Here is an 18,391-nt window from a genome sequence, read left to right on the forward strand (position 1 = left end):
CCAGCACAGCCTGGGGAGTCTATCGCACCAGCGATCAGCAGCTTTGCGTTATGCCCACGACCGGCACACGCCAGCGAGCTCTGGAGGTGTGCCACCCATGATCCGCCGAATTTCAAACCGCGTCCGGCATGGCCGGCGCCAGCAGCATATCGACCTACCACCCAGCGGAATCCTGCCCACGGAGACGAAATCATGCCAACCCCAACCGATACAGCCGAGTTCCTCGAGGAGCTTAACGGCGGCGCTTTCGCCAGCCAGATCGGCCACGCCCTTTCCGAAGTCGCCGCCGGCGTCGTCGATCACGGCAAAGCCGGGAAGCTGACTATCACTCTCGACTTCAGCCAGATTGGCGAGTCGAGCCAGGTCAAGATCAAGCACAAGCTCGACTACAAGGTGCCAACCAAGCGCGGCACCCGCAGCGAGAACACCAGCCTCGATACACCAATGCACGTCGGCGTCGGCGGCAAGCTTTCCCTGTTCCCCGAAAAGCACGACCAGCTGTTCAGTCGTGAACAAGCGCCTGTAATTCCCCGCAACTAACCTCATCGCCTGCAAGGAAAAAACGAATGTCTCTCAGCAAAGAAGCACTCCAGCTCATCACCGATAACGCCTTGGCCGCAGCTGGCAAAGTCCTGCCGACCAACACCCCTGCTGTTCTGGTTCCTGACAGCGCCACGGTTATCGACCTGGAACGTTTCCAGGCAGGCCGTAGCCGCTTCCGTGGCACCTACTCCACCCATTCGCTGGCTGACTTCAGCGGGTACGTCGTGGAGCGCGCAGCGCCTGACGCCAAAGGCTTCATCGACCAGGACGCCATGAGCTGCGTTGTGCTCTTCAACATCGGCACCCCACTGAACCCTGGCCACGCCGATGATCGAGCTGTGCTGCGCCTGAAGGCCTCGGCAGCGTTCGCCGCCGTACAGGCGGTAGGCGGCCAGGCCCTGAACCAGAAGGCCATGAGCGACTGGATTGAAGATTGGCACCAGCACCTGGTGGCCACGGCCGAAGATGGCACCGGAATGTCGATCGCCAAGGCAATCGCTGCAGTGCGCACCATCACCGTGAAAGCCTCGTCGGAAAGCGATCATGCAGTTGGCGAGACCCGCGCCAGCCGCAGCACCATGGACCAGATCGAGGCCAGCAGCAAAGAAACCTTGCCGGCTTGGCTGGACTTCAAGGTCATCCCGTTCGAGGGACTGGGCGAGCGGGTAATCCGATTGCGCGTATCGGTCATCACCAGTGGCTCGCAACCGGTACTGAAGCTGCGCTGGATCGGCGAGGAGGCTCAGCGCGAAGAGATTGCCCAGGAGTTCAAGGCAGTGCTTGAAGAGAAGGTAGGCAGTGCTGCTGTCCTATCCCTTGGAACCTTCGACGCAAAGTAAGCTAACTCAGCGCCACAAATCACGATTCCGTGGTCTGTGGCGCTGGCGTTCAGCCGCAAGAGCATGCTGATGATTCAGCAGGATCCGGGGGACGAAGTGATCACGCCAACTGAATCTGGCCAGAATGGACCTTCCGCCAAAACTCCTCCAAGTTGTGCATAGCTACCATCAGCTCTTCCTGAACTCTTGCGAACTCCTCATCACGTCCTGCACGATTCGGATCATCATGCTTCGCATATCGATCGGCCGCAGCGGCCTTGGCCTGCACCTCGCAAACGAGGCGGCCGTACTCAGCCAGAAACTCTTGATCCTTCATTGTTGCTCCTTAACCCGGCCCCATGCCGGCCATCCGTAATACGCCATCCGCCCCCAAATAGCTACCATGCCTACCCGCATTCGGCTGCGGCACAGACCAGGTTAACCGCGAGGCGCCTTTACCTCGGCTTATGTTCAGTACGCGGTGTAATTTTAGGTACAGTTTCGGATGGGCTTACGACTGATTTCACTTCTACGTCGGCCCCATCGAATTTTTCTCGAAATATAGATGCCATTGTTCTTCCTGTTCTCTTACTTTCCTCAAGCGCTGCGGCGATGTCTTCCCCTCTGATAGGTTTGTTTGGCGCCATGATCATGGTTTGTATGTTGAATACAGCCTCTTCCTCGTTCTCAGTGGGCGAGGTGTAGTTGACGATATCTTCGGGATCGATATCCATAGCGTCTTGCATTCCCATGCCATGGCTTCCAAAATCAAAATGCATCCCAGGCTCTTTTGAGAGTCGAAGCACAAAGAGATCGTGATTACTAAACGGCAAGTGATAGTCATTGAAATTTATAAACTGCCTACCGTCGATTCTCATCTGAAAATGGTAATGTGGAAAATTCGAATGCGAACCACCATGCCCGGCAAAATCGTTAGGCGAGCAATCGAACGACCACTCAATGTTTTTCCATTTTATTGTTGAGCTTAAGACTTTCCCTACAGGAGCTTCATCTTTAAGATCATTTATATTCGCGACCAATTTTTCAGCATTGGCACACCACCTCAGATATGCACAGATATTGATGTATCCAAATTTCTGCGCAACCAGAACAATATCTTTGTTTTTAAATTTACCCCTTCTGAGCAACCAGTGAACGCAAGGAGTCTCTTTACTAACAGTTTTGAAGTCCTTATTGCAAAGATAACAGTGACCTTTATGGTACCCCTCAATAAACCTTAAATACTGAGAGCGATGCTCCGCATCATTCATATCGTTCCATGCATCCAGCTCTTCCGCAGTCATCGCAGAGAAATCTGCTGTAGCTCGGCTTACTGCCTTTTCGAAGTCGATCGTCATATCTTTGACCCTCCGGCCCCATGCCGGGCCGAACACAGATACCCCACTTCAACGAATCACGCCACCCCGGCGAGGATGGCGCCTGCATGGAGAAAGCCATGAACGATGAACAACGCCACCAGGAATGGATCGCTCAGCGCAAAGCCGAAGAGGCCAAGCGCCGGGAACGCGCCGCCGAGTGCTTGAAGGACCACCAGTACACCGTCCTGGCCGACACCGATCAGCTGAAGGCCTGGCGTTGCAAAGCCCCGGGCACCAACTGCTACGCCTTCGACATCCTGATCACCCGCTTCGGCATTGCTACTGTCGGCGACATCGACGGCCTGACCTTCAACGTCGGACTCTCCTACGGCATCGAGTTCTTGGCCGGTGACGACATCGGCTACTACATCCACTCGAAACTCGAAGAGCATTGCCGCGAGCGCGAGTTTGATGAGGATGCCTTTCGCGCTGCACTTGTGACGGGTGTCTGCAGCAAGATATGCGAAAACACCCATGACGACGACCAGTACGCCGCCCTGCCTGAGTGGATGCGTAACGACGGCGGGGTTGGTGAAGCAGGCCGATGGGACGAGCTCCGCAACCTGGTCAAAGCGCAGCTCGCCGCCATCGAATATGGCGAAGACGGCCACGACTTTTGGGATTCCCTGAATGATCGCCTGTACGAAGCCGACCACGTCGAATTCACCGAGCAGGCCAGTCACCTCATGAGCGAGCACCACGAATTGCTGGGCCTGGGCTGCGACTACTGGGAGATCACCATCGACAAGCCGCGAGACAGCCTGATCAGTCGGCTGTACCTGATCAACCACGCCGCCAAGGCTATCGTCGCCCAGCAAACCGAAGCGAAAGCTGCCTGACCAGGAGCGCCCCATGAGCAACTACAACTGCGCCTATGTGCGCAACCACTACGGCGTGCCGGCCGAGGTCGGGCGCCGCGTGATCGCCAATGGCGAGCCTGGCGTAATCATCGCCGACCGCGGGCATTACATCGGTGTCATCCTCGACAGCGACCCGAAGAAGCGCATCCGCAACTACCACCCCACCTGGGAGATGCAGTACGGCGAAATGGCCGAAGAGCTCCCGCTAAAACAGTGGGAAGTGCTCACCAACGGCATGTACGACTGGGATGACGTTCGGTACATGCTTGGCGATGCGCGCCACTATGTGCGGCGCATATGGGCAGCCACTCGCAGCCAGGCTAAGTACCGGGCCTATCAAGAGCTAGCCGAGTGCTTCAACGACGATGCTACGGCCATGCTCAGCTTCAAGGTCCGCGCGGCCTAACGCCTCCTGCGGCGTCTTCTGTAGTCATGCAATGAACCCGCCGCTAAGCAGTTGCTGAATTAGAACAGCGATGCGGTAGGCGATCTTGAGAACATCGAGGATCAAGCGAAGTAGTTTCATAGGTGGACCTCCAAAAGGTGGGCGGTTAGTTCTGCCTTGATATGCACCTTCTAAAAATCCGCCTCTTCTGATCGCCTTTCCTGGCTTCCCAAGCGCTGCCCGCCAGCGCCTTCCCTATTCAACGATAACGATCACGCCACCCCGGCGAGGGCGGCGCCTGCACGCAAGGACCACAACATGACCGAGCAACAGCACGACGAAAGCAAACTCGAGCGGGTTATCCGCAAGATCAAGCGCTGCCTGGCCCTCTCTAAGAGTTCGAACGAGAACGAAGCCGCAACTGCAATGCGCCAGGCGCAGTCGCTGATGCGTGAGTACCGCCTCAGTGAAATGGACGTGCGCCTAAGCGACGTAGGCGAGGTTGAGTCAGGAATGGCGCGAGCCACTCGCCGACCGACCTGGGATCGCCATCTGAGTGCGATTGTTGCCCGCGCTTTCGGCGTTCGACCGCTCTCATATAGGCACTGGTGCGAATCCACTCACCGAAGGGTTGATCGAGCTTTGTTCGTCGGCGTGACACCAGCGCCGCAGATCGCCATGTACGCCTACGAAGCATTACTCACAAAGCTGACGCTCGCCCGACGCGAGTACGTTTCGCAGGTGCGAGCAGGCAAGCGACGCAGCTCATACTCGCCAGAGACCGCAGGTGATCACTTTGCACTCGCGTGGGTGTCCGCTGTGTACGGGAAAATTCACGAACTTGTACCACGCGGCGAAGAAGATCGCGCACTGGCCCAGCACTCCAGCGGGCAAGTCTTGGTGGCAGTGGAGGCTCAGGACAAAGCTCTGATCGATCAGTACCTGGCAGGCCAGGAGATTGGAAAACCTCGGAAGGCGCGGGAGTTCGAGCTCGATGTGAATGCACAGATCGCCGGGCTCCTCGCGGGTCAGCGCGTTGAGCTAAACCCTGGCCTTGCAACAGGCGGCAATGAGCAACTTCAGCTGGCAAGCGCGTGAGAATCGAGCATGACCAAAGCAATCGACCTGTTTGCCGGCCTCGGCGGATGGAGCACCGGCGCGCGCGCCGCAGGCGTCCAGGTTCTCTGGGCGGCCAACCATTGGCCTGAGGCCGTGAAGTGGCATTCAGCCAACCATCCACATGCCGAGCACGTCTGCCAAGATCTGCATCAGGCCCGATGGGAACAGGTGCCCGCGCACGATCTGCTGCTGGCCTCGCCATGCTGCCAAGGCCACTCGAAGGCCCGAGGCAAGAAGTCGGGAAACCCGCAGCACGACTCGTCACGCTCGACAGCCTGGGCGGTGGTATCCGCTTTGGAGTTTCACCGGCCGGAAGCGGGGCTGGTGGAGAACGTAGAAGAGTTCACCGACTGGGCGCTGTACCCGGCCTGGGTTGCGGCAGTTCAGGCGCTGGGGTACCAGGTCGCACCGCATGTCGTTGACTGTGCCGACCTGGGTGTACCGCAACACCGCGTGCGGTTGTTCTTGGTGCTAACCCGCAGCAAGGCGCCACTGATGCTAGAGCTTCACCGACACCGGCATGTGCCGGCCGCCAGCTTCCTCGACTTTGATGCCGGGCGCTGGTCACCGATCGACAAGCCGGGCCGGGCCCAAGCCACTCTTGACCGGGTGCGCAACGGTCGCCAGCGCTTCGGCGACCGGTTCATCATGCCCTACTACGGCAAAGGCTCTGGCACCACAGGCCGCGACATCAACCGGCCGATTGGCACCATCACTACCCTGGACCGCTGGGCTTTGGTCGACGGCGACCGCATGCGGATGCTCAGCGCCAGCGAGGCCTTGGCCGCGATGTCCTTTCCAGCAGACACCCTGCGTCCGGACAACCACCGGCTGACCATGCACATGGCCGGGAACGCAGTACCGCCGCTGGCTGGTCAGCGAGTGATAGAAGCGCTGCTGAAAGCCGCGTGATCTTCGCCTTCAGAATCTAGGAAGATCGGAAATTTGTCTTCCTGGCACGCACTGGTCCTCTGTCAGCGACCCGTTTCCATCAGGGACTATTGAACCAGCTAGGACTCCTTCCGATCGGAATAAAGGGTGGAAGCTGTCCCCTTCCTTAATCAACCGCAGTACTTCCGAAACAGAAAAGTCGCGCACGTTGTTCGAAAGCTCAGTTAAGGCGGCCGGAGAGCCGTGCGTTTCCTGTCCCTGAAGCGCGACAAGCTGTTTGCCTTCGTCGTACCTAGCCGCAGTCACCGCGTAAGTAGTCATAGCCATTCCCTACCCATGAATCGTTAATTGTAGCTGACCAATAGGTATCCCATGCCCGCAGAAAACCGATCCAGCAACACCGAAAAAATTGTCAGAGCACAGGCAGCTATTGAGGCGCTTGGCGAGGCGCATACAGGCGATAGCGCCCTGGATTCAAAGCGAGAAGCTGAACTTCTACTGCGTAAGATGCAGATACAGCTGGCCGAGCAGCCCCACGCCGAGCCAAGCAGCTATCCGCCCTGCGATTACTGTGGGGTCACCCCTGATTACCACCCGTGGCACGGAAGCGGCCTACTGAGCGGCGTCGAGAATCGGCATATCCACGCATGCGATGCGTGTCGCGGGCGGCTACCGCTGCATCCTGGGCAGCACCAGCGCGAGCCGGTTGCTGTGCTTTACGCCAATGGTTCCGTGCTGACCAAGGCAGACTGCGGCGATGCCTTCGAGATCTGCTGCAAGGTCGAAACCCCGCTCTACACCAACGCCGATCCTGGCGAGGTTGAGCGGCTGAAGCAGGAGCTGCTGGTTGCCCGCGCCCAAGGTCGCGCCGAGGTGGTCGAGATGATCATCGCGCTTGAAGCCGAGACCGGTTTGGATGAGTTCATCGGCAGCCACCAGATCGGCTGCACAGGCGAATGGGGCAGCCACTGGAAAGAAGATGATCTGCGAGACCACTTCGATGTCGATCCAGCGGCGGCTGGCGAGCTGGAGCGGTGCCGCCATAGCGGCTACGAAATCATCCTTCTCGAAGAAGAGCGCGACAACCTGAGCGCCCAGCTGGCCGAGCAGGAGCACTCGGCGCGAGAGCTACTGCGGATCATCGGCATGAGCGTGCAGGGTTCCGCTGCATACAATCGAGCGGTGATTGCTTTCCATGACTCCCTGAACGCCGACACAAAGCCAAGCTGACCAAAGAGTACATTTGTACTCCACCTCGAAATACCCCTCTCCCCTCTATTGAACAGCCGCGATATGGCGGCAAGGACGAAGTCATGTCTGAAGAAAAGATCGTATTCGTCAACGATAAGCCGGCCGACTGCGGCTGTACGCTGGCTTTCAGTGACGGCCATGGCCAGTACTCGAACGTTTACCGCATAACACCATGCGCCGCCCACTCGGCGGACAAGACCTTCGGCCCGGTTGAGGTGAAGCGTGACAAGGACGGCTGGTGGTGCCACCCAGGCATTCCAGACTTTGGCGGTACCGAAGACCCTGGTCCATTCAAGGCCTGGGCGGCCGAGCAGGGCCTTGAGCTGAAGACGAGCGACATGGATGGCGACCTGCTTCGCCACCCGTACTGGGACGGTGAAGCCCACTGCAATGGCTGGGATCCGCAGTCGCCAGGTCCTGAGTGGTTCCTGATGGGCATCTTCGACACGGAAGACGGCCCGCATGTGCAGTGGGCGCGCCGTGAGGTGAAGCCATGAGACTGAAACAGTATCCGCTGGAGGTGCAAAGCGTCGGCGAAGACACCTGCATCGTCATGAGCAAAGGGCATCACGACCTTGACGTCTTCATGGCAGCGGCAATCAAACGGTATCCCGGTTGGGCGCTCGGTGGCCCTGTTCACGTTTGGGTTAAGACGACCCCAGGTCATGGCACCTATGACCGCATGTACAACTTGGTTCCCGAGGGTACCCGGGGATGCTGGCCGGCAACGTACTGCCACGAATATGGCGAAGGCTACGAGCGCTACAACGCCGAGGTGCAACCATGACCCGCCTCGCCCTCTGCCTCCTGCTGATGGCCACCGGTGCCAGCGCAACCGAGAACGTCATCGATGTGCAGCACGACAGCCAGCGCGGGGTGACCTGCTACCTGCTGAATGGGGTCGGCATCAGTTGCATCCCCGACAGCCAGCTACAGGCCGGCAACCAGCCCCAGCTCTCCCCGCACGAACAAGACACCCCTACCCCTACACAGGCGCCAGCGCTCTGGAATGAAGAGAGGTATTCGCTGTGAGCAAGAGTTCTCGAAAGGATGTGCTCGACGAAATGACCAAGGATGACCTGCTGGACTGGATCAGGTCCCAACATTTCTTCCTCAAGCCGAAGAAAAGCGACGTTCTTTACCTTCGCTGGAAACGGCAGTCGGCGGATGTATTGGCCGAAATGGAAAAAGAGAATCGCGCCCTCGACCACCTCGACTTCGGTGAGCGCGACCGTCTGGCCAAGAAGTTCAACGAGTCGAATTGCCCCCATGAGCGGCTGCGACTCATCGAGAAGATCGAGCCCTACAGCAAGGCAATGTCGGAACACTTGAAGCGTTCAGAAGCGATCAACCGCAAACAGAAGCGAGTGGATGCCCTGTACGACCAGATCGACGTGGAGCGCCGAAAGGAGGGTCGAACATGACAGATCTGATTTGGAAGGGGTCCAGGCTATGAGCAAGCCAATCGCAAGAACCACGACCAGTGCCAAAGTCACCATCACCCTGGAGTTGTCCAGCCTGGGTAGCTGGGGGCCGGATTGCACAATCGATCAGGTTTACCGGCAGGCGAAAGAGGCAGCGATCAACCGTCTGAACAAAGTGTTCAAGGACCATACCGCCAGCACCCGAATCGTCGGACGGGTGATAGTTGAAGCAGTAACAACCGACCTCGAAAAGCGCTAACCCCTCCCCCTACAACAACTCAAGCCTGCCGGTAGGCGGGCATGGAGAGCTATTGCCGTGACAAAAGAAGAACTGGCCGGCCTACCCGAAAAGGTGCGCATCGCCACCGAGGCCGGAAAAGCCGCTGCTGCGGCGTGCACCAATGACGGCGGCAGCGCCAACCTCGACCGCGTCGTCATACCTGTTCCGGGGCTGCGCGCCAGCCAGTTGCCCAGCCTGCCGGGCTACTTGCAGAAGAAGAGCCATTACCACCAGCAGGGCGTCCACCTCGACACGCCGTGGCCTGGTCAGGGAAACCAGCACAGCGCCGGCGTGCGGGCAATGCACGAGTCGCTAAAGAGCCAGGGCGTCAACTGCTACATCTACTACCAGGTCGACTGACCACTAACCTGCCGCCGCCGGCGGCGTGGAGCCTATCCCATGGAAACCGAAATCCTTTCGGACACAGAACTGGCTGAACTGACCGGCTACAAGGCCAGGGGCTGGCAGCGCCGCTGGCTCAATGAGCGTCACTGGCACTTCGTTGAGAGTCGCGGTGGTCGCCCTCTCGTTGGCCGCCAGTACGCCCGTATGAAACTGGGCGTGATCCTTGAGGTAGTGCAAACAGCACCGCCACCATCATCAGCGCCTGCGTGGTCGCCAGATATTTCAAAGGTAAGGTGATATGCGCCCAAGAAGCACCGCAAACAGGGACTTGCCACCAGGCGTGTATCGGCGCAAGCGTACTAGCAAGAGCAAGAAGAACCCGGGCAAAACCTGGGTCAGCTACTACTACCGGGACAAGACAGGAAAGGAGATTGCTCTGGGCACCGACCTCAGCTTGGCAAGGTTGAAATGGGCAGAGCTAGAGGCAAAGGAAAAACCGGCAGACCTTCGCACCATGAGGGCGATCTTCGATCGGTATGAGAGAGACATCATCCCGAAGAAGGCCCCCCGCACCCAGAAAGACAATCTGGCAGAACTGCGGCAGCTGCGCCCCTACTTTGAAGAGGCTCCAATTGACGGCATCACGCCGGCACAGATCGCCCAGTACCGCGACGCGAGGAGCGCAAAGGTGCGTGCTAACCGTGAGCTGGCGACCTTCTCCCACGTCTTCAACATGGCACGGGAATGGGGGCTCACCACTAAAGAAAACCCCTGCCAAGGCGTGCGCAAAAACAAGGAAGCGCCGCGGGACTTCTATGCAAATGATGCGATCTGGAACGCGGTCTACAAGAAGGCAGTCGATGAAATGAAGGTCGCCATGGACTTGGCTTACTTGACGGGCCAGCGTCCTGCGGACGTGCTGGTGATGAGAAAGGATGACATCGAGGACGGTGCCTTAGGGGTCAAGCAGAAGAAAACCCACAAAAAACTTCGGATTCTGCTCGAAGTGGACGGGAAGGAAAGCGGCCTTGGCGCGCTGATCAGACGCATACTGGCGCGGAACGAAGCGCACAACTCACCGTACCTTATTCTGACGGACACCGGAAAGCGGGTGACTGCCGCAATGCTGCGGCACAGGTGGGACGACGCGCGGGAGGAAGCTGTGAAGGAGGCTGTAGCTTCCGGTGACAATCACCTGGCAGAACGCATCAGCCAGTTCCAATTCAGGGACATCCGCCCGAAAGCCGCCTCTGAGATTAAGGACGTAGAGGACGCCAGCCTGCTGCTCGGACACACGAAAGGAGACATCACTGAGCGCGTTTATCGACGCGTCGGTGCGCTCGCAAAACCCACTAAATAAATAAAGTTTTGGAAGCGCTTCCATAATAACGGCATCTGGAAGCAGCCATGAGTGCTGTTCACTGACTGCTTTTCACGCCTCCAGAAACGCAAAAAGCCCTGAATAATCAGGGCTTTGAATATGGCGGAAGCGTAGAGATTCGAACTCTAGGATAGTTGCCCATCGACGGTTTTCAAGACCGTTGCCTTAAACCACTCGGCCACGCTTCCTCGGCTTTGCGGGCGCCATAATACCGAAATGAAACAAGCTGTCAAACTCTCTGTGTAGCCGCTTTGCATGCCTCTGTTATGATCTTTGCATCTGAACGTTTCAAAACCACAGGAGTGTCGCCATGCGCGAACAGGATTACGCCGTCAATCACGGCCTGCAGGTCGAGCAGCAAGAAGTCAGCCGCGTCCTGCGTAACACGTACGGCCTTCTGGCTATAACCCTTGTTTTCAGCGGCATCATGGCCTACGTGGCCCAGCAGATGCGTGTCGGCTACCCGAACGTATTCGTGGTGCTGATCGGCTTTTATGGCCTGTTCTTCCTCACCAACAAGCTGCGTGATTCGGTCTGGGGCCTGGTCTCCACGTTCGCCCTCACCGGTTTCATGGGTTTCATCCTCGGCCCTATCCTCAACCGTTACCTGGGCATGCAGGGCGGCGCTGAAGTCGTCAGCTCGGCGTTCGCCATGACCGCGCTGGTGTTCGGCGGCCTGTCGGCCTATGTGCTGATCACCCGCAAGGACATGAGCTTCCTGGGTGGCTTCATCACTGCCGGTTTCTTCGTGCTGATGGGCGCAGTACTGGCCAGCCTGTTCTTCCAGATCAGCGGCCTGCAACTGGCGATCAGCGCCGGCTTCGTGCTGTTCTCGTCGGTCTGCATTCTGTTCCAGACCAGCGCGATCATCCACGGTGGTGAGCGTAACTACATCATGGCAACCATCAGCCTGTATGTATCGATCTACAACCTGTTCGTCAGCCTGCTGCAACTGTTCGGCCTGATGAGTCGCGACGACTGATAGCCCGGTAGTGTACGAAAGCCCACTTCGGTGGGCTTTTTCATGGGTGGCGTTTGGGCTTTGCCAAATGGGTGTGCCACCGTAGAATGCGCTCCTTTTTTCTCCCGGGGCAGCACACTACCCATGAGCGCAATCGAACACCGGCCCGACGCACCTGCGCAGGCCAATGAACTGGTCCTGGGTCTGGAAGACCGCCCTCGCCCGCTGATCGGCCTGCTGGCCGCCCTGCAACACTTGCTGGCGATCATCGTGCCGATCGTGACCCCCGGCCTGCTGATTTGTCAGGCACTGGGGGTTTCAGCCCGCGATACCAACCTGATCGTGTCAATGTCGCTGGTCATCTCCGGGATTGCCACCTTTGTGCAGTGCCGCCGCTTCGGGCCGTTTGGCGCCGGGTTGCTGATCGTTCAGGGCACCAGCTTCAACTTTGTCGGCCCGCTGATCGCTGGCGGTGCGTTGATGGTCAAGCAAGGCACGCCGGTAGAAGGCGTGATGGCAGCCATCTTTGGTGTGGTCATTGCCGGCTCCTTCGTGGAGATGGGTATTTCCCGGATCCTGCCGTTCGTCAAACGCCTGATCACCCCGCTGGTGACCGGTATCGTGGTGCTGATGATTGGCCTGACCCTGATCAAGGTCGGCCTGATCAGCATGGGTGGCGGCTTCGCGGCCATGGCCAACGGCACCTTCGCCAACGGTGAAAACCTGCTGCTGTCAGGTGTGGTGCTGGCGATTATCGTGGTGCTCAACCGTATTCCTGTGGTCTGGATGCGCAGCTGTGCCATCGTCATTGCCCTGGGCGTGGGCTATGCGCTGGCCGGCTATATGGGCCGCCTGGACTTTACCGGCATGCACCAGGCCGAGCTGTTCCAGGTGCCGATGCCGCTGCACTTCGGTTTGAGCTTCTCCTGGGCGCTGTTTATCCCAATGCTGGTGATCTACCTGGTGACCTCGCTGGAAGCCATCGGTGACGTAACCGCCACCAGTAAGGTGTCGCGCCAGCCGGTAGAAGGCCCGGTGTGGATGCAACGGATCAAGGGCGGCGTGCTGGTGAACGGCGCCAACTCGCTGTTGGCCGGCGTGTTCAACACCTTCCCGAGCTCGATCTTCGCCCAGAACAATGGGGTGATTCAGTTGACCGGTATCGCCAGCCGCCATATCGGTGTGTGGATCGCCGCAATGCTGGTACTGCTGGGCCTGTTCCCGGCAGTGGCCGGTGTGATCCAGGCGGTGCCTGAGCCGGTATTGGGTGGCGCAGCGATGGTGATGTTCGGGGCCGTAGCGGCGTCGGGTATCAATATCCTCGCCAGCATCAGCCTGGACCGTCGCGCACTGCTGATTATCTCGGTGTCGCTGGCGCTGGGGCTGGGTGTGGCGCAAGTACCGGAGTTCCTCGCCCACATGCCGTCGGCACTGCGCAATGTGCTGGAGTCGGGTGTCGCCACCGGCGGGATCTGTGCACTGGTGTTGAACTGGTTCCTGCCAGAAAGCAGCACGCACAAGGCCTGATTGGCGGCGCCTCGCGCCTGGCAACCGATAGAACAGGAAGCCCGCAGCCCGCTGCGGGCTTTTTGCTTTATTATTCCCACAGATTTGCTGACAGAGCCTCCCATGAAGTTCGCGATTGCGGTTTTTTCCCCGGCCCATGCGCCCTCCTCGCGCCGCGCCCTGCTGTTCGCCCAGGCCGTACTGGCAGGCGGGCACGAGATCGTCCGGTTGTTTTTCTACCAGGATGGCGTTCACAGCGCTTCAAGCACTGTGGTCACGCCCCAGGATGAGCTGGATGTTCCAGCCCAGTGGCGCACCTTCGTCAGCGAGCAACAGCTCGATGGCGTGGTGTGCATTGCCGCCGCCTTGCGCCGTGGCGTGCTGAACGCAGAAGAAGCCCAACGCTATCAGCGCCAGGCAGCCAACCTGTCGGCGCCTTGGGAGCTGTCAGGCCTTGGCCAGTTGCATGAGGCCGCACAAACCGCCGACCGTCTGGTCTGCTTTGGAGGCGATTGAGATGGCCAAGTCCCTGTTGATCATCAGCCGCCAAGCGCCGTGGGCAGGCCCGTCGGCCCGCGAAGCGCTGGACATCGCCCTGGCCGGCGGTGCCTTTGACCTGCCATTGGGCATGCTGTTTCTCGATGACGGTGTGTTCCAGCTCGCACCCGGCCAACAACCCGCACAGCTGCAGCAGAAGAACCTTGCAGCCAACCTGCAGGCGCTGCCCATGTTCGGCGTAGAAGAACTGTTTGCCGCCCGCACCAGCCTGCTTGAGCGTGGCCTTTGTGCCGAGCAGTTGAGTTTGCCGGTAGAAGTGTTGGACGACGCTGCGCTGGCAGCGCTGATTGACCGTTTTGACCAGGTGGTAACCCTCTGATGAGCACCCTGCACGTCATTTCCCACTCACCCTTTGGCGACGACCGCCTGAGCAGCTGCCTGCGCCTGCTCGGCCCCACCGACGGCCTGTTGCTCTGCGGCGATGCAGTGTATGCCCTGCAACCCGGCAGCGCGCCGCTGAGCACCCTGCTCGCCCACAACCTTGGCGAGCGCCTGTTTGCCCTTGAAGAAGACCTGCAGGCTCGCGCCATTGCGGCAGACACCCTGGCCCGCAGCGTCGATTACCCGGCTTTCGTGGCCCTGTCCCTGCAATACGACAAGGTCAACAGCTGGTTATGAGTACCCTGACTGTCGGCACCCGCGACATCGCGCTGGATAAAGAGGGCTACCTGCTGGAACTGAGTGATTGGTCCAGCGAGGTCGCCGCCGCGCTGGCTGAGCGTGAAGCACTGGAACTGACCCCCGAGCACTGGGAAGTACTGGAACTGCTGCGTCAGTTCTACCAGGAGTTCCAGCTGTCGCCAGCCACCCGCCCGCTGATCAAATACACAGCCTTGAAGCTGGGCCCGGAAAAAGGCAACAGCCTGCACCTGAATCGCCTGTTCAAGGGCACCCCTGCCAAACTCGCCGCCAAGCTGGCGGGCCTGCCGAAGCCAACCAATTGCATATGAACGATCCTCGCCCGCTGACCCTCGAAACCCCGGCTGAGCACCCTTTCGCCCAATTTGTGCGCATCCTTGGCAAAGGCAAGCGCGGCGCTCGCGGCCTGACCCGCGAAGAAGCCCGTGAGGCCATGGGCATGCTGCTCGACGAGAAGGTCGAAGAAACCCAGCTGGGTGCGTTCCTGATGCTGTTGCGGCACAAGGAAGAGAGCCCCGAGGAACTGGCAGGCTTCACCGAAGCCCTGCGCCAGCGCCTGCAAGCGCCGCCAATGCAAATCGACCTCGACTGGCCAAGCTACGCGGGCAAGAAGCGTCACCTGCCCTGGTTCCTGCTGGCGGCCAAGTGCCTGGCAGCAAACGGCGTGCGTATCCTGATGCATGGCGGCGGTGCGCATACCGCGGGGCGCCTGTACACCGAGCAACTGCTCGACCTGCTGCAGATTCCGCTGTGCCGCGACTGGAATGCCGTGTCCACGGCGCTGGATAACCAGCACCTGGCGTTTGCTCCATTGCAGGACTGGGCGCCCCCGTTGCAGCGGATGATCGACCTGCGCAACACCTTGGGCCTGCGTTCACCCATCCACTCCCTGGCCCGCGTGCTCAACCCGTTGGGCGCGCGCTGCGGCCTGCAGAGCATCTTCCACCCCGGCTATCAGGCGGTGCATCGCGAGGCCAGCCGACTGCTCGGTGACACGGCCATTGTGGTCAAGGGCGACGGGGGTGAGATAGAGGTCAACCCGGACAGCGCCAGCCATTTGTATGGCACGGCAGGCGGGCAGGATTGGGATGAGGAATGGCCAGCGCTCGCTGCACAGCGCCATGTCAAACCGGCCAGCCTGGAACCGGAGCATTTACTGGCGGTCTGGCGCGGTGAAGCCCGCGACAGCTACGGTGAAATGGCTTTGATTTCGACCATGGCCCTGGCCCTGCGCGGGCTGGGCGATGACCGTGAAAACGCGTTCGCCAAGGCACGGGCGTACTGGGACGCACGCCCGCTCGGTTAATGACCCGGCAGGCCTGACAGTGAAGGCGCCGCACAGGCGGCGCCCATCGCTGCAATCGACAACAAGGGCCAGTTTTTACTGGGCGCCTTCGAACCAGGCGAGCTTGTCACGCAGTTGCACCACCTCACCGACGATGACCAGCGTTGGCGCATGGACTTCATGCTCAGCCACCAGTGTCGGCAGGTCAGCCAACGTGCCGGTAAAGACCCGCTGGTTGGGCGTGGTGCCCTGCTGAACCAGCGCCGCCGGGGTATCGGCGGCACGACCATGACGGATCAGCTCGGCACAGATGGTCGGCAGCCCCACCAACCCCATGTAGAACACCAGGGTTTGCGCAGGCGCCACCAGATCGTTCCACGGCAAGTTGCTGGTGCCATCCTTGAGATGACCGGTCACGAAGCGCACTGACTGCGCATGGTCACGGTGGGTCAGCGGAATACCGGCATACGCCGAGCAACCGCTGGCCGCCGTAATACCGGGCACTACCTGGAATGGAATACCCTGCTCCGCCAGCTCCTCGATTTCCTCGCCACCACGCCCAAAGATGAATGGATCGCCCCCTTTGAGCCGCAGCACGCGCTTGCCTTGCTTGGCCAGGTCAACCAAAAGCTGATTGATCTGATCCTGAGGCACGGCGTGATCAGCGCGACGCTTGCCAACGTAAATACGCTCGGCATCACGACGGCACAGCTCAATGATTGCCGGTGCCACCAGGCGGTCATAGAGCACCACATCCGCTTGCTGCATCAGGCGCAAGGCGCGGAACGTCAGCAGATCAGGGTCGCCAGGACCAGCGCCAACCAGGTACACCTCACCTGACGTCTGCGCGGGTACGCCGTCTACCTTGGCTTGCAACAAGCGCTCGGCTTCAGCACCCTGCCCGGCCAGTTGGCGCTCGGCAATCGGCCCCTGAAAGACATCTTCCCAGAAGCCACGGCGCTGGTTGACGTCTGGGTAGAGGGCTTTCACCTTGTGGCGAAAACGCGCGGCCAGGCCGGCCAGCTCGCCATAAGCCGCAGGAATCCAGGTTTCCAACTTGGCCCGGATCAACCGAGCAAGTACCGGTGCATCGCCGCCGCTGGACACCGCTACAACCAGTGGCGAACGGTCGACAATGGCCGGAAAAATCACCGAGCACAACGCAGGCGCATCGACCACATTGACCGGCACACAACGCTTGCGGGCATCTGCAGACACCTGAGCATTGAGTTCCTGGTCATCAGTAGCGGCGATAATCAACTGACAACCGTCCAGATCGCTTTCCTGATACCCGCGGGACAGGAGTTCACCACCGCTGTGCCGGGCAAGCTCGGCCAATTGCCCTTCGATCTCGGGCGCAACCACACGAAGTACGGCGCCGGCATCTGCCAGCAAGCGAGATTTGCGCAAGGCAATCTCGCCGCCACCTACGACCAGCACACGGCTGCCACGCAGGTTGTGGAACAGCGGTAGAAATTCCATTTAGCCGATGACCTCCAGGCCGCCCATGTAAGGCTTGAGGACTTCAGGCACACGAATCGAGCCATCGGCTTGCTGGTAGTTCTCCAGCACTGCCACCAGCGTACGGCCGACCGCCAGGCCCGAACCGTTGAGGGTATGCACCAGTTCCGGCTTGCCGGTTTCCGGGTTGCGCCAGCGGGCCTGCATGCGACGGGCCTGGAAGTCACCACAGTTGGAGCACGAGGAAATTTCGCGGTACTTGTCCTGGCTCGGCACCCAGACTTCCAGGTCATAGGTCTTGGTGGCACTGAAACCCATGTCGCCGGTGCACAGTGCCAGCACGCGGTATGGCAGCTCGAGGGCTTGCAGTACGCGCTCGGCGTTCGCCGTCAGGCCTTCCAGGGCTTCCATGGACTTGCTCGGCTCAACGATCTGAACCATCTCGACCTTGTCGAACTGGTGCTGGCGGATCATGCCACGGGTATCACGACCCGACGCACCGGCTTCACTGCGGAAGCATGGGGTGTGGGCAACGAACTTGATCGGCAGTTGCTTGGCGTCGAGGATCTCGCCAGCGACGATGTTGGTCAGCGACACTTCAGCGGTCGGGATCAGGTAGAAGTCGGCTTCGCCTTCACGGCTGATCTTGAACAGGTCTTCCTCGAACTTCGGCAGCTGGCCAGTGCCTTGCAGCGCAGGTGCTTGAACCAGGTACGGGGTGTAGGCCTCTTCGTAACCGTGCTCGTTGATGTGCAGGTTGATCATGAACTGGGCCAGGGCACGGTGCAGGCGCGCAATCGGGCCACGCAGCAGGGCAAAACGTGCGCCCGACAGCTTGGCTGCGGTCTCGAAGTCCAGCCAGCCGTTCTTCTCGCCCAGCGCGACGTGATCCTGGACCGGGAAATCAAAGGCTTTCGGAGTGCCCCAGCGGCGCACTTCGACGTTGCCTTCTTCGTCTTCACCGACCGGCACGGAAGCGTCCGGCAGGTTCGGAATGCCCATCAGAATGCCATCCAGCTCGGACTGGATGCTGTCCAGCTCGACCTTGCCGCTGGCCAGTTCGGCCGCCATGCGCTCGACGTCAGCCATCAGCGGAGCGATGTCTTCGCCCTTGGCCTTGGCCTGGCCGATGGACTTGGAACGGGCGTTACGCTCGGCCTGCAGCTGCTCGGTGCGGGTTTGCACCACCTTGCGGCGCTCTTCCAGTGCTTCGATGCGCGCGACATCCAGGCTGAAGCCACGGGAGGCCAGGCGGTCCGCCACTTCCTGAAGTTGGCCGCGTAACAGTTTGGAATCGAGCATATC

General features: G+C 59.9%; 26 protein-coding genes and 1 tRNA gene. 22 read left to right on the forward strand and 5 right to left on the reverse strand.

The window, feature by feature from the left end; translation table 11 throughout:
* Nucleotides 1–192: 192 nt before the first annotated feature.
* Together AB7M23_RS20955 and AB7M23_RS20960 are read left to right on the forward strand one after the other, a co-directional pair.
* Nucleotides 193–540, forward strand: a complete 348-nt coding sequence (locus AB7M23_RS20955) for a hypothetical protein (protein ID WP_163938918.1) — start codon at nucleotides 193–195, stop codon at nucleotides 538–540.
* A gap of 26 nt (nucleotides 541–566) precedes the next feature.
* The gene (locus AB7M23_RS20960) at nucleotides 567–1,382 is read left to right on the forward strand and encodes a DUF2303 family protein (RefSeq protein WP_454241930.1); all 816 of its coding nucleotides are present in this window, start codon (nucleotides 567–569) and stop codon (nucleotides 1,380–1,382) included.
* A 100-nt stretch (nucleotides 1,383–1,482) separates the two neighbouring features.
* Here the strand turns inward: AB7M23_RS20960 and AB7M23_RS20965 are convergent, their stop codons facing one another.
* The gene (locus AB7M23_RS20965) at nucleotides 1,483–1,698 is read right to left on the reverse strand and encodes a hypothetical protein (RefSeq protein WP_454241931.1); all 216 of its coding nucleotides are present in this window, start codon (nucleotides 1,696–1,698) and stop codon (nucleotides 1,483–1,485) included.
* Nucleotides 1,699–1,816: 118 nt separating this feature from the next.
* Nucleotides 1,817–2,719, reverse strand: coding sequence for a hypothetical protein (locus tag AB7M23_RS20970; RefSeq protein ID WP_454241932.1), 903 nt, complete (start codon nucleotides 2,717–2,719; stop codon nucleotides 1,817–1,819).
* A 98-nt stretch (nucleotides 2,720–2,817) separates the two neighbouring features.
* On the opposite strand from AB7M23_RS20970, the gene AB7M23_RS20975 reads away from it, so the two are divergent.
* The 13 genes from AB7M23_RS20975 to AB7M23_RS21035 all read left to right on the forward strand — a co-directional run bounded on the left by AB7M23_RS20975 (nucleotide 2,818) and on the right by AB7M23_RS21035 (nucleotide 10,655).
* On the forward strand, nucleotides 2,818–3,579 hold the full coding sequence (locus tag AB7M23_RS20975; protein ID WP_454241933.1) for a hypothetical protein: 762 nt from the start codon (nucleotides 2,818–2,820) through the stop codon (nucleotides 3,577–3,579).
* Between the two features lie 13 nt (nucleotides 3,580–3,592).
* Nucleotides 3,593–4,006 carry a hypothetical protein gene (locus AB7M23_RS20980; protein ID WP_454241934.1) on the forward strand — a complete coding sequence of 138 codons (414 nt, stop codon included), beginning with the start codon at nucleotides 3,593–3,595 and terminating at the stop codon, nucleotides 4,004–4,006.
* 297 nt (nucleotides 4,007–4,303) lie between these two features.
* Complete coding sequence (locus tag AB7M23_RS20985; protein ID WP_454241935.1) at nucleotides 4,304–5,083, forward strand: DUF2786 domain-containing protein; 780 nt, start codon at nucleotides 4,304–4,306, stop codon at nucleotides 5,081–5,083.
* A gap of 9 nt (nucleotides 5,084–5,092) precedes the next feature.
* Nucleotides 5,093–6,016, forward strand: coding sequence for a DNA cytosine methyltransferase (locus AB7M23_RS20990; protein ID WP_454241936.1), 924 nt, complete (start codon nucleotides 5,093–5,095; stop codon nucleotides 6,014–6,016).
* Nucleotides 6,017–6,502: 486 nt separating this feature from the next.
* Nucleotides 6,503–7,225, forward strand: coding sequence for a hypothetical protein (locus tag AB7M23_RS20995; RefSeq protein ID WP_454241937.1), 723 nt, complete (start codon nucleotides 6,503–6,505; stop codon nucleotides 7,223–7,225).
* A gap of 83 nt (nucleotides 7,226–7,308) precedes the next feature.
* Nucleotides 7,309–7,743 carry a hypothetical protein gene (locus AB7M23_RS21000; RefSeq protein WP_454241938.1) on the forward strand — a complete coding sequence of 145 codons (435 nt, stop codon included), beginning with the start codon at nucleotides 7,309–7,311 and terminating at the stop codon, nucleotides 7,741–7,743.
* On the forward strand, nucleotides 7,740–8,033 hold the full coding sequence (locus AB7M23_RS21005; protein ID WP_454241939.1) for a hypothetical protein: 294 nt from the start codon (nucleotides 7,740–7,742) through the stop codon (nucleotides 8,031–8,033). Before AB7M23_RS21000 ends, AB7M23_RS21005 begins: the two co-directional genes overlap by 4 nt.
* A complete protein-coding gene (locus tag AB7M23_RS21010) occupies nucleotides 8,030–8,278 on the forward strand; it encodes a hypothetical protein (RefSeq protein WP_454241940.1) in 249 nt (82 codons plus the stop codon). The genes AB7M23_RS21005 and AB7M23_RS21010 overlap by 4 nt, the downstream gene beginning before the upstream one ends.
* Nucleotides 8,275–8,670, forward strand: coding sequence for a hypothetical protein (locus tag AB7M23_RS21015; protein ID WP_454241941.1), 396 nt, complete (start codon nucleotides 8,275–8,277; stop codon nucleotides 8,668–8,670). The genes AB7M23_RS21010 and AB7M23_RS21015 overlap by 4 nt, the downstream gene beginning before the upstream one ends.
* A gap of 28 nt (nucleotides 8,671–8,698) precedes the next feature.
* Complete coding sequence (locus tag AB7M23_RS21020; protein WP_454241942.1) at nucleotides 8,699–8,929, forward strand: hypothetical protein; 231 nt, start codon at nucleotides 8,699–8,701, stop codon at nucleotides 8,927–8,929.
* Between the two features lie 57 nt (nucleotides 8,930–8,986).
* Complete coding sequence (locus tag AB7M23_RS21025) at nucleotides 8,987–9,310, forward strand: hypothetical protein (RefSeq protein WP_454241943.1); 324 nt, start codon at nucleotides 8,987–8,989, stop codon at nucleotides 9,308–9,310.
* Between the two features lie 39 nt (nucleotides 9,311–9,349).
* Nucleotides 9,350–9,592 (forward strand): DUF4224 domain-containing protein, encoded by a 243-nt coding sequence (locus AB7M23_RS21030; protein ID WP_454241944.1) that lies wholly within the window; start codon nucleotides 9,350–9,352, stop codon nucleotides 9,590–9,592.
* A gap of 1 nt (nucleotide 9,593) precedes the next feature.
* On the forward strand, nucleotides 9,594–10,655 hold the full coding sequence (locus AB7M23_RS21035; RefSeq protein WP_454241945.1) for a tyrosine-type recombinase/integrase: 1,062 nt from the start codon (nucleotides 9,594–9,596) through the stop codon (nucleotides 10,653–10,655).
* Nucleotides 10,656–10,776: 121 nt separating this feature from the next.
* Here AB7M23_RS21035 and AB7M23_RS21040 read toward each other — a convergent pair.
* Nucleotides 10,777–10,864: transfer RNA gene (locus AB7M23_RS21040), tRNA-Ser, on the reverse strand.
* A 122-nt stretch (nucleotides 10,865–10,986) separates the two neighbouring features.
* Between AB7M23_RS21040 and AB7M23_RS21045 the strand changes: the two genes are divergently transcribed.
* From AB7M23_RS21045 to AB7M23_RS21075, 7 genes are all read left to right on the forward strand, one after another.
* Nucleotides 10,987–11,658, forward strand: a complete 672-nt coding sequence (locus tag AB7M23_RS21045) for a Bax inhibitor-1/YccA family protein (protein ID WP_454241946.1) — start codon at nucleotides 10,987–10,989, stop codon at nucleotides 11,656–11,658.
* 123 nt (nucleotides 11,659–11,781) lie between these two features.
* Nucleotides 11,782–13,164: a nucleobase:cation symporter-2 family protein gene (locus AB7M23_RS21050; RefSeq protein WP_454241947.1), complete on the forward strand. Its 1,383-nt coding sequence runs from the start codon at nucleotides 11,782–11,784 to the stop codon at nucleotides 13,162–13,164.
* Nucleotides 13,165–13,266: 102 nt separating this feature from the next.
* Nucleotides 13,267–13,659, forward strand: a complete 393-nt coding sequence (gene tusD / locus AB7M23_RS21055) for a sulfurtransferase complex subunit TusD (protein ID WP_065760995.1) — start codon at nucleotides 13,267–13,269, stop codon at nucleotides 13,657–13,659.
* A 1-nt stretch (nucleotide 13,660) separates the two neighbouring features.
* Complete coding sequence (gene tusC, locus AB7M23_RS21060; RefSeq protein WP_065760996.1) at nucleotides 13,661–14,020, forward strand: sulfurtransferase complex subunit TusC; 360 nt, start codon at nucleotides 13,661–13,663, stop codon at nucleotides 14,018–14,020.
* Nucleotides 14,020–14,319: a sulfurtransferase complex subunit TusB gene (gene tusB, locus AB7M23_RS21065; RefSeq protein ID WP_454241948.1), complete on the forward strand. Its 300-nt coding sequence runs from the start codon at nucleotides 14,020–14,022 to the stop codon at nucleotides 14,317–14,319. Before tusC ends, tusB begins: the two co-directional genes overlap by 1 nt.
* Nucleotides 14,316–14,651 (forward strand): TusE/DsrC/DsvC family sulfur relay protein, encoded by a 336-nt coding sequence (locus AB7M23_RS21070; protein WP_102053051.1) that lies wholly within the window; start codon nucleotides 14,316–14,318, stop codon nucleotides 14,649–14,651. The genes tusB and AB7M23_RS21070 overlap by 4 nt, the downstream gene beginning before the upstream one ends.
* On the forward strand, nucleotides 14,648–15,646 hold the full coding sequence (locus AB7M23_RS21075) for a glycosyl transferase family protein (RefSeq protein WP_454241949.1): 999 nt from the start codon (nucleotides 14,648–14,650) through the stop codon (nucleotides 15,644–15,646). Before AB7M23_RS21070 ends, AB7M23_RS21075 begins: the two co-directional genes overlap by 4 nt.
* Before the next feature lie 75 nt (nucleotides 15,647–15,721).
* Here AB7M23_RS21075 and cysG read toward each other — a convergent pair whose 3' ends face one another.
* The gene (gene cysG / locus AB7M23_RS21080) at nucleotides 15,722–17,107 is read right to left on the reverse strand and encodes a siroheme synthase CysG (RefSeq protein ID WP_330523564.1); all 1,386 of its coding nucleotides are present in this window, start codon (nucleotides 17,105–17,107) and stop codon (nucleotides 15,722–15,724) included.
* Nucleotides 17,108–18,388: a serine--tRNA ligase gene (serS, locus tag AB7M23_RS21085; protein WP_065761001.1), complete on the reverse strand. Its 1,281-nt coding sequence runs from the start codon at nucleotides 18,386–18,388 to the stop codon at nucleotides 17,108–17,110. It abuts the gene before it with no gap.
* Nucleotides 18,389–18,391: the final 3 nt, after the last annotated feature.

The sequence above is a fragment of the Pseudomonas sp. HLS-6 TE3448 genome (assembly GCF_053629555.1).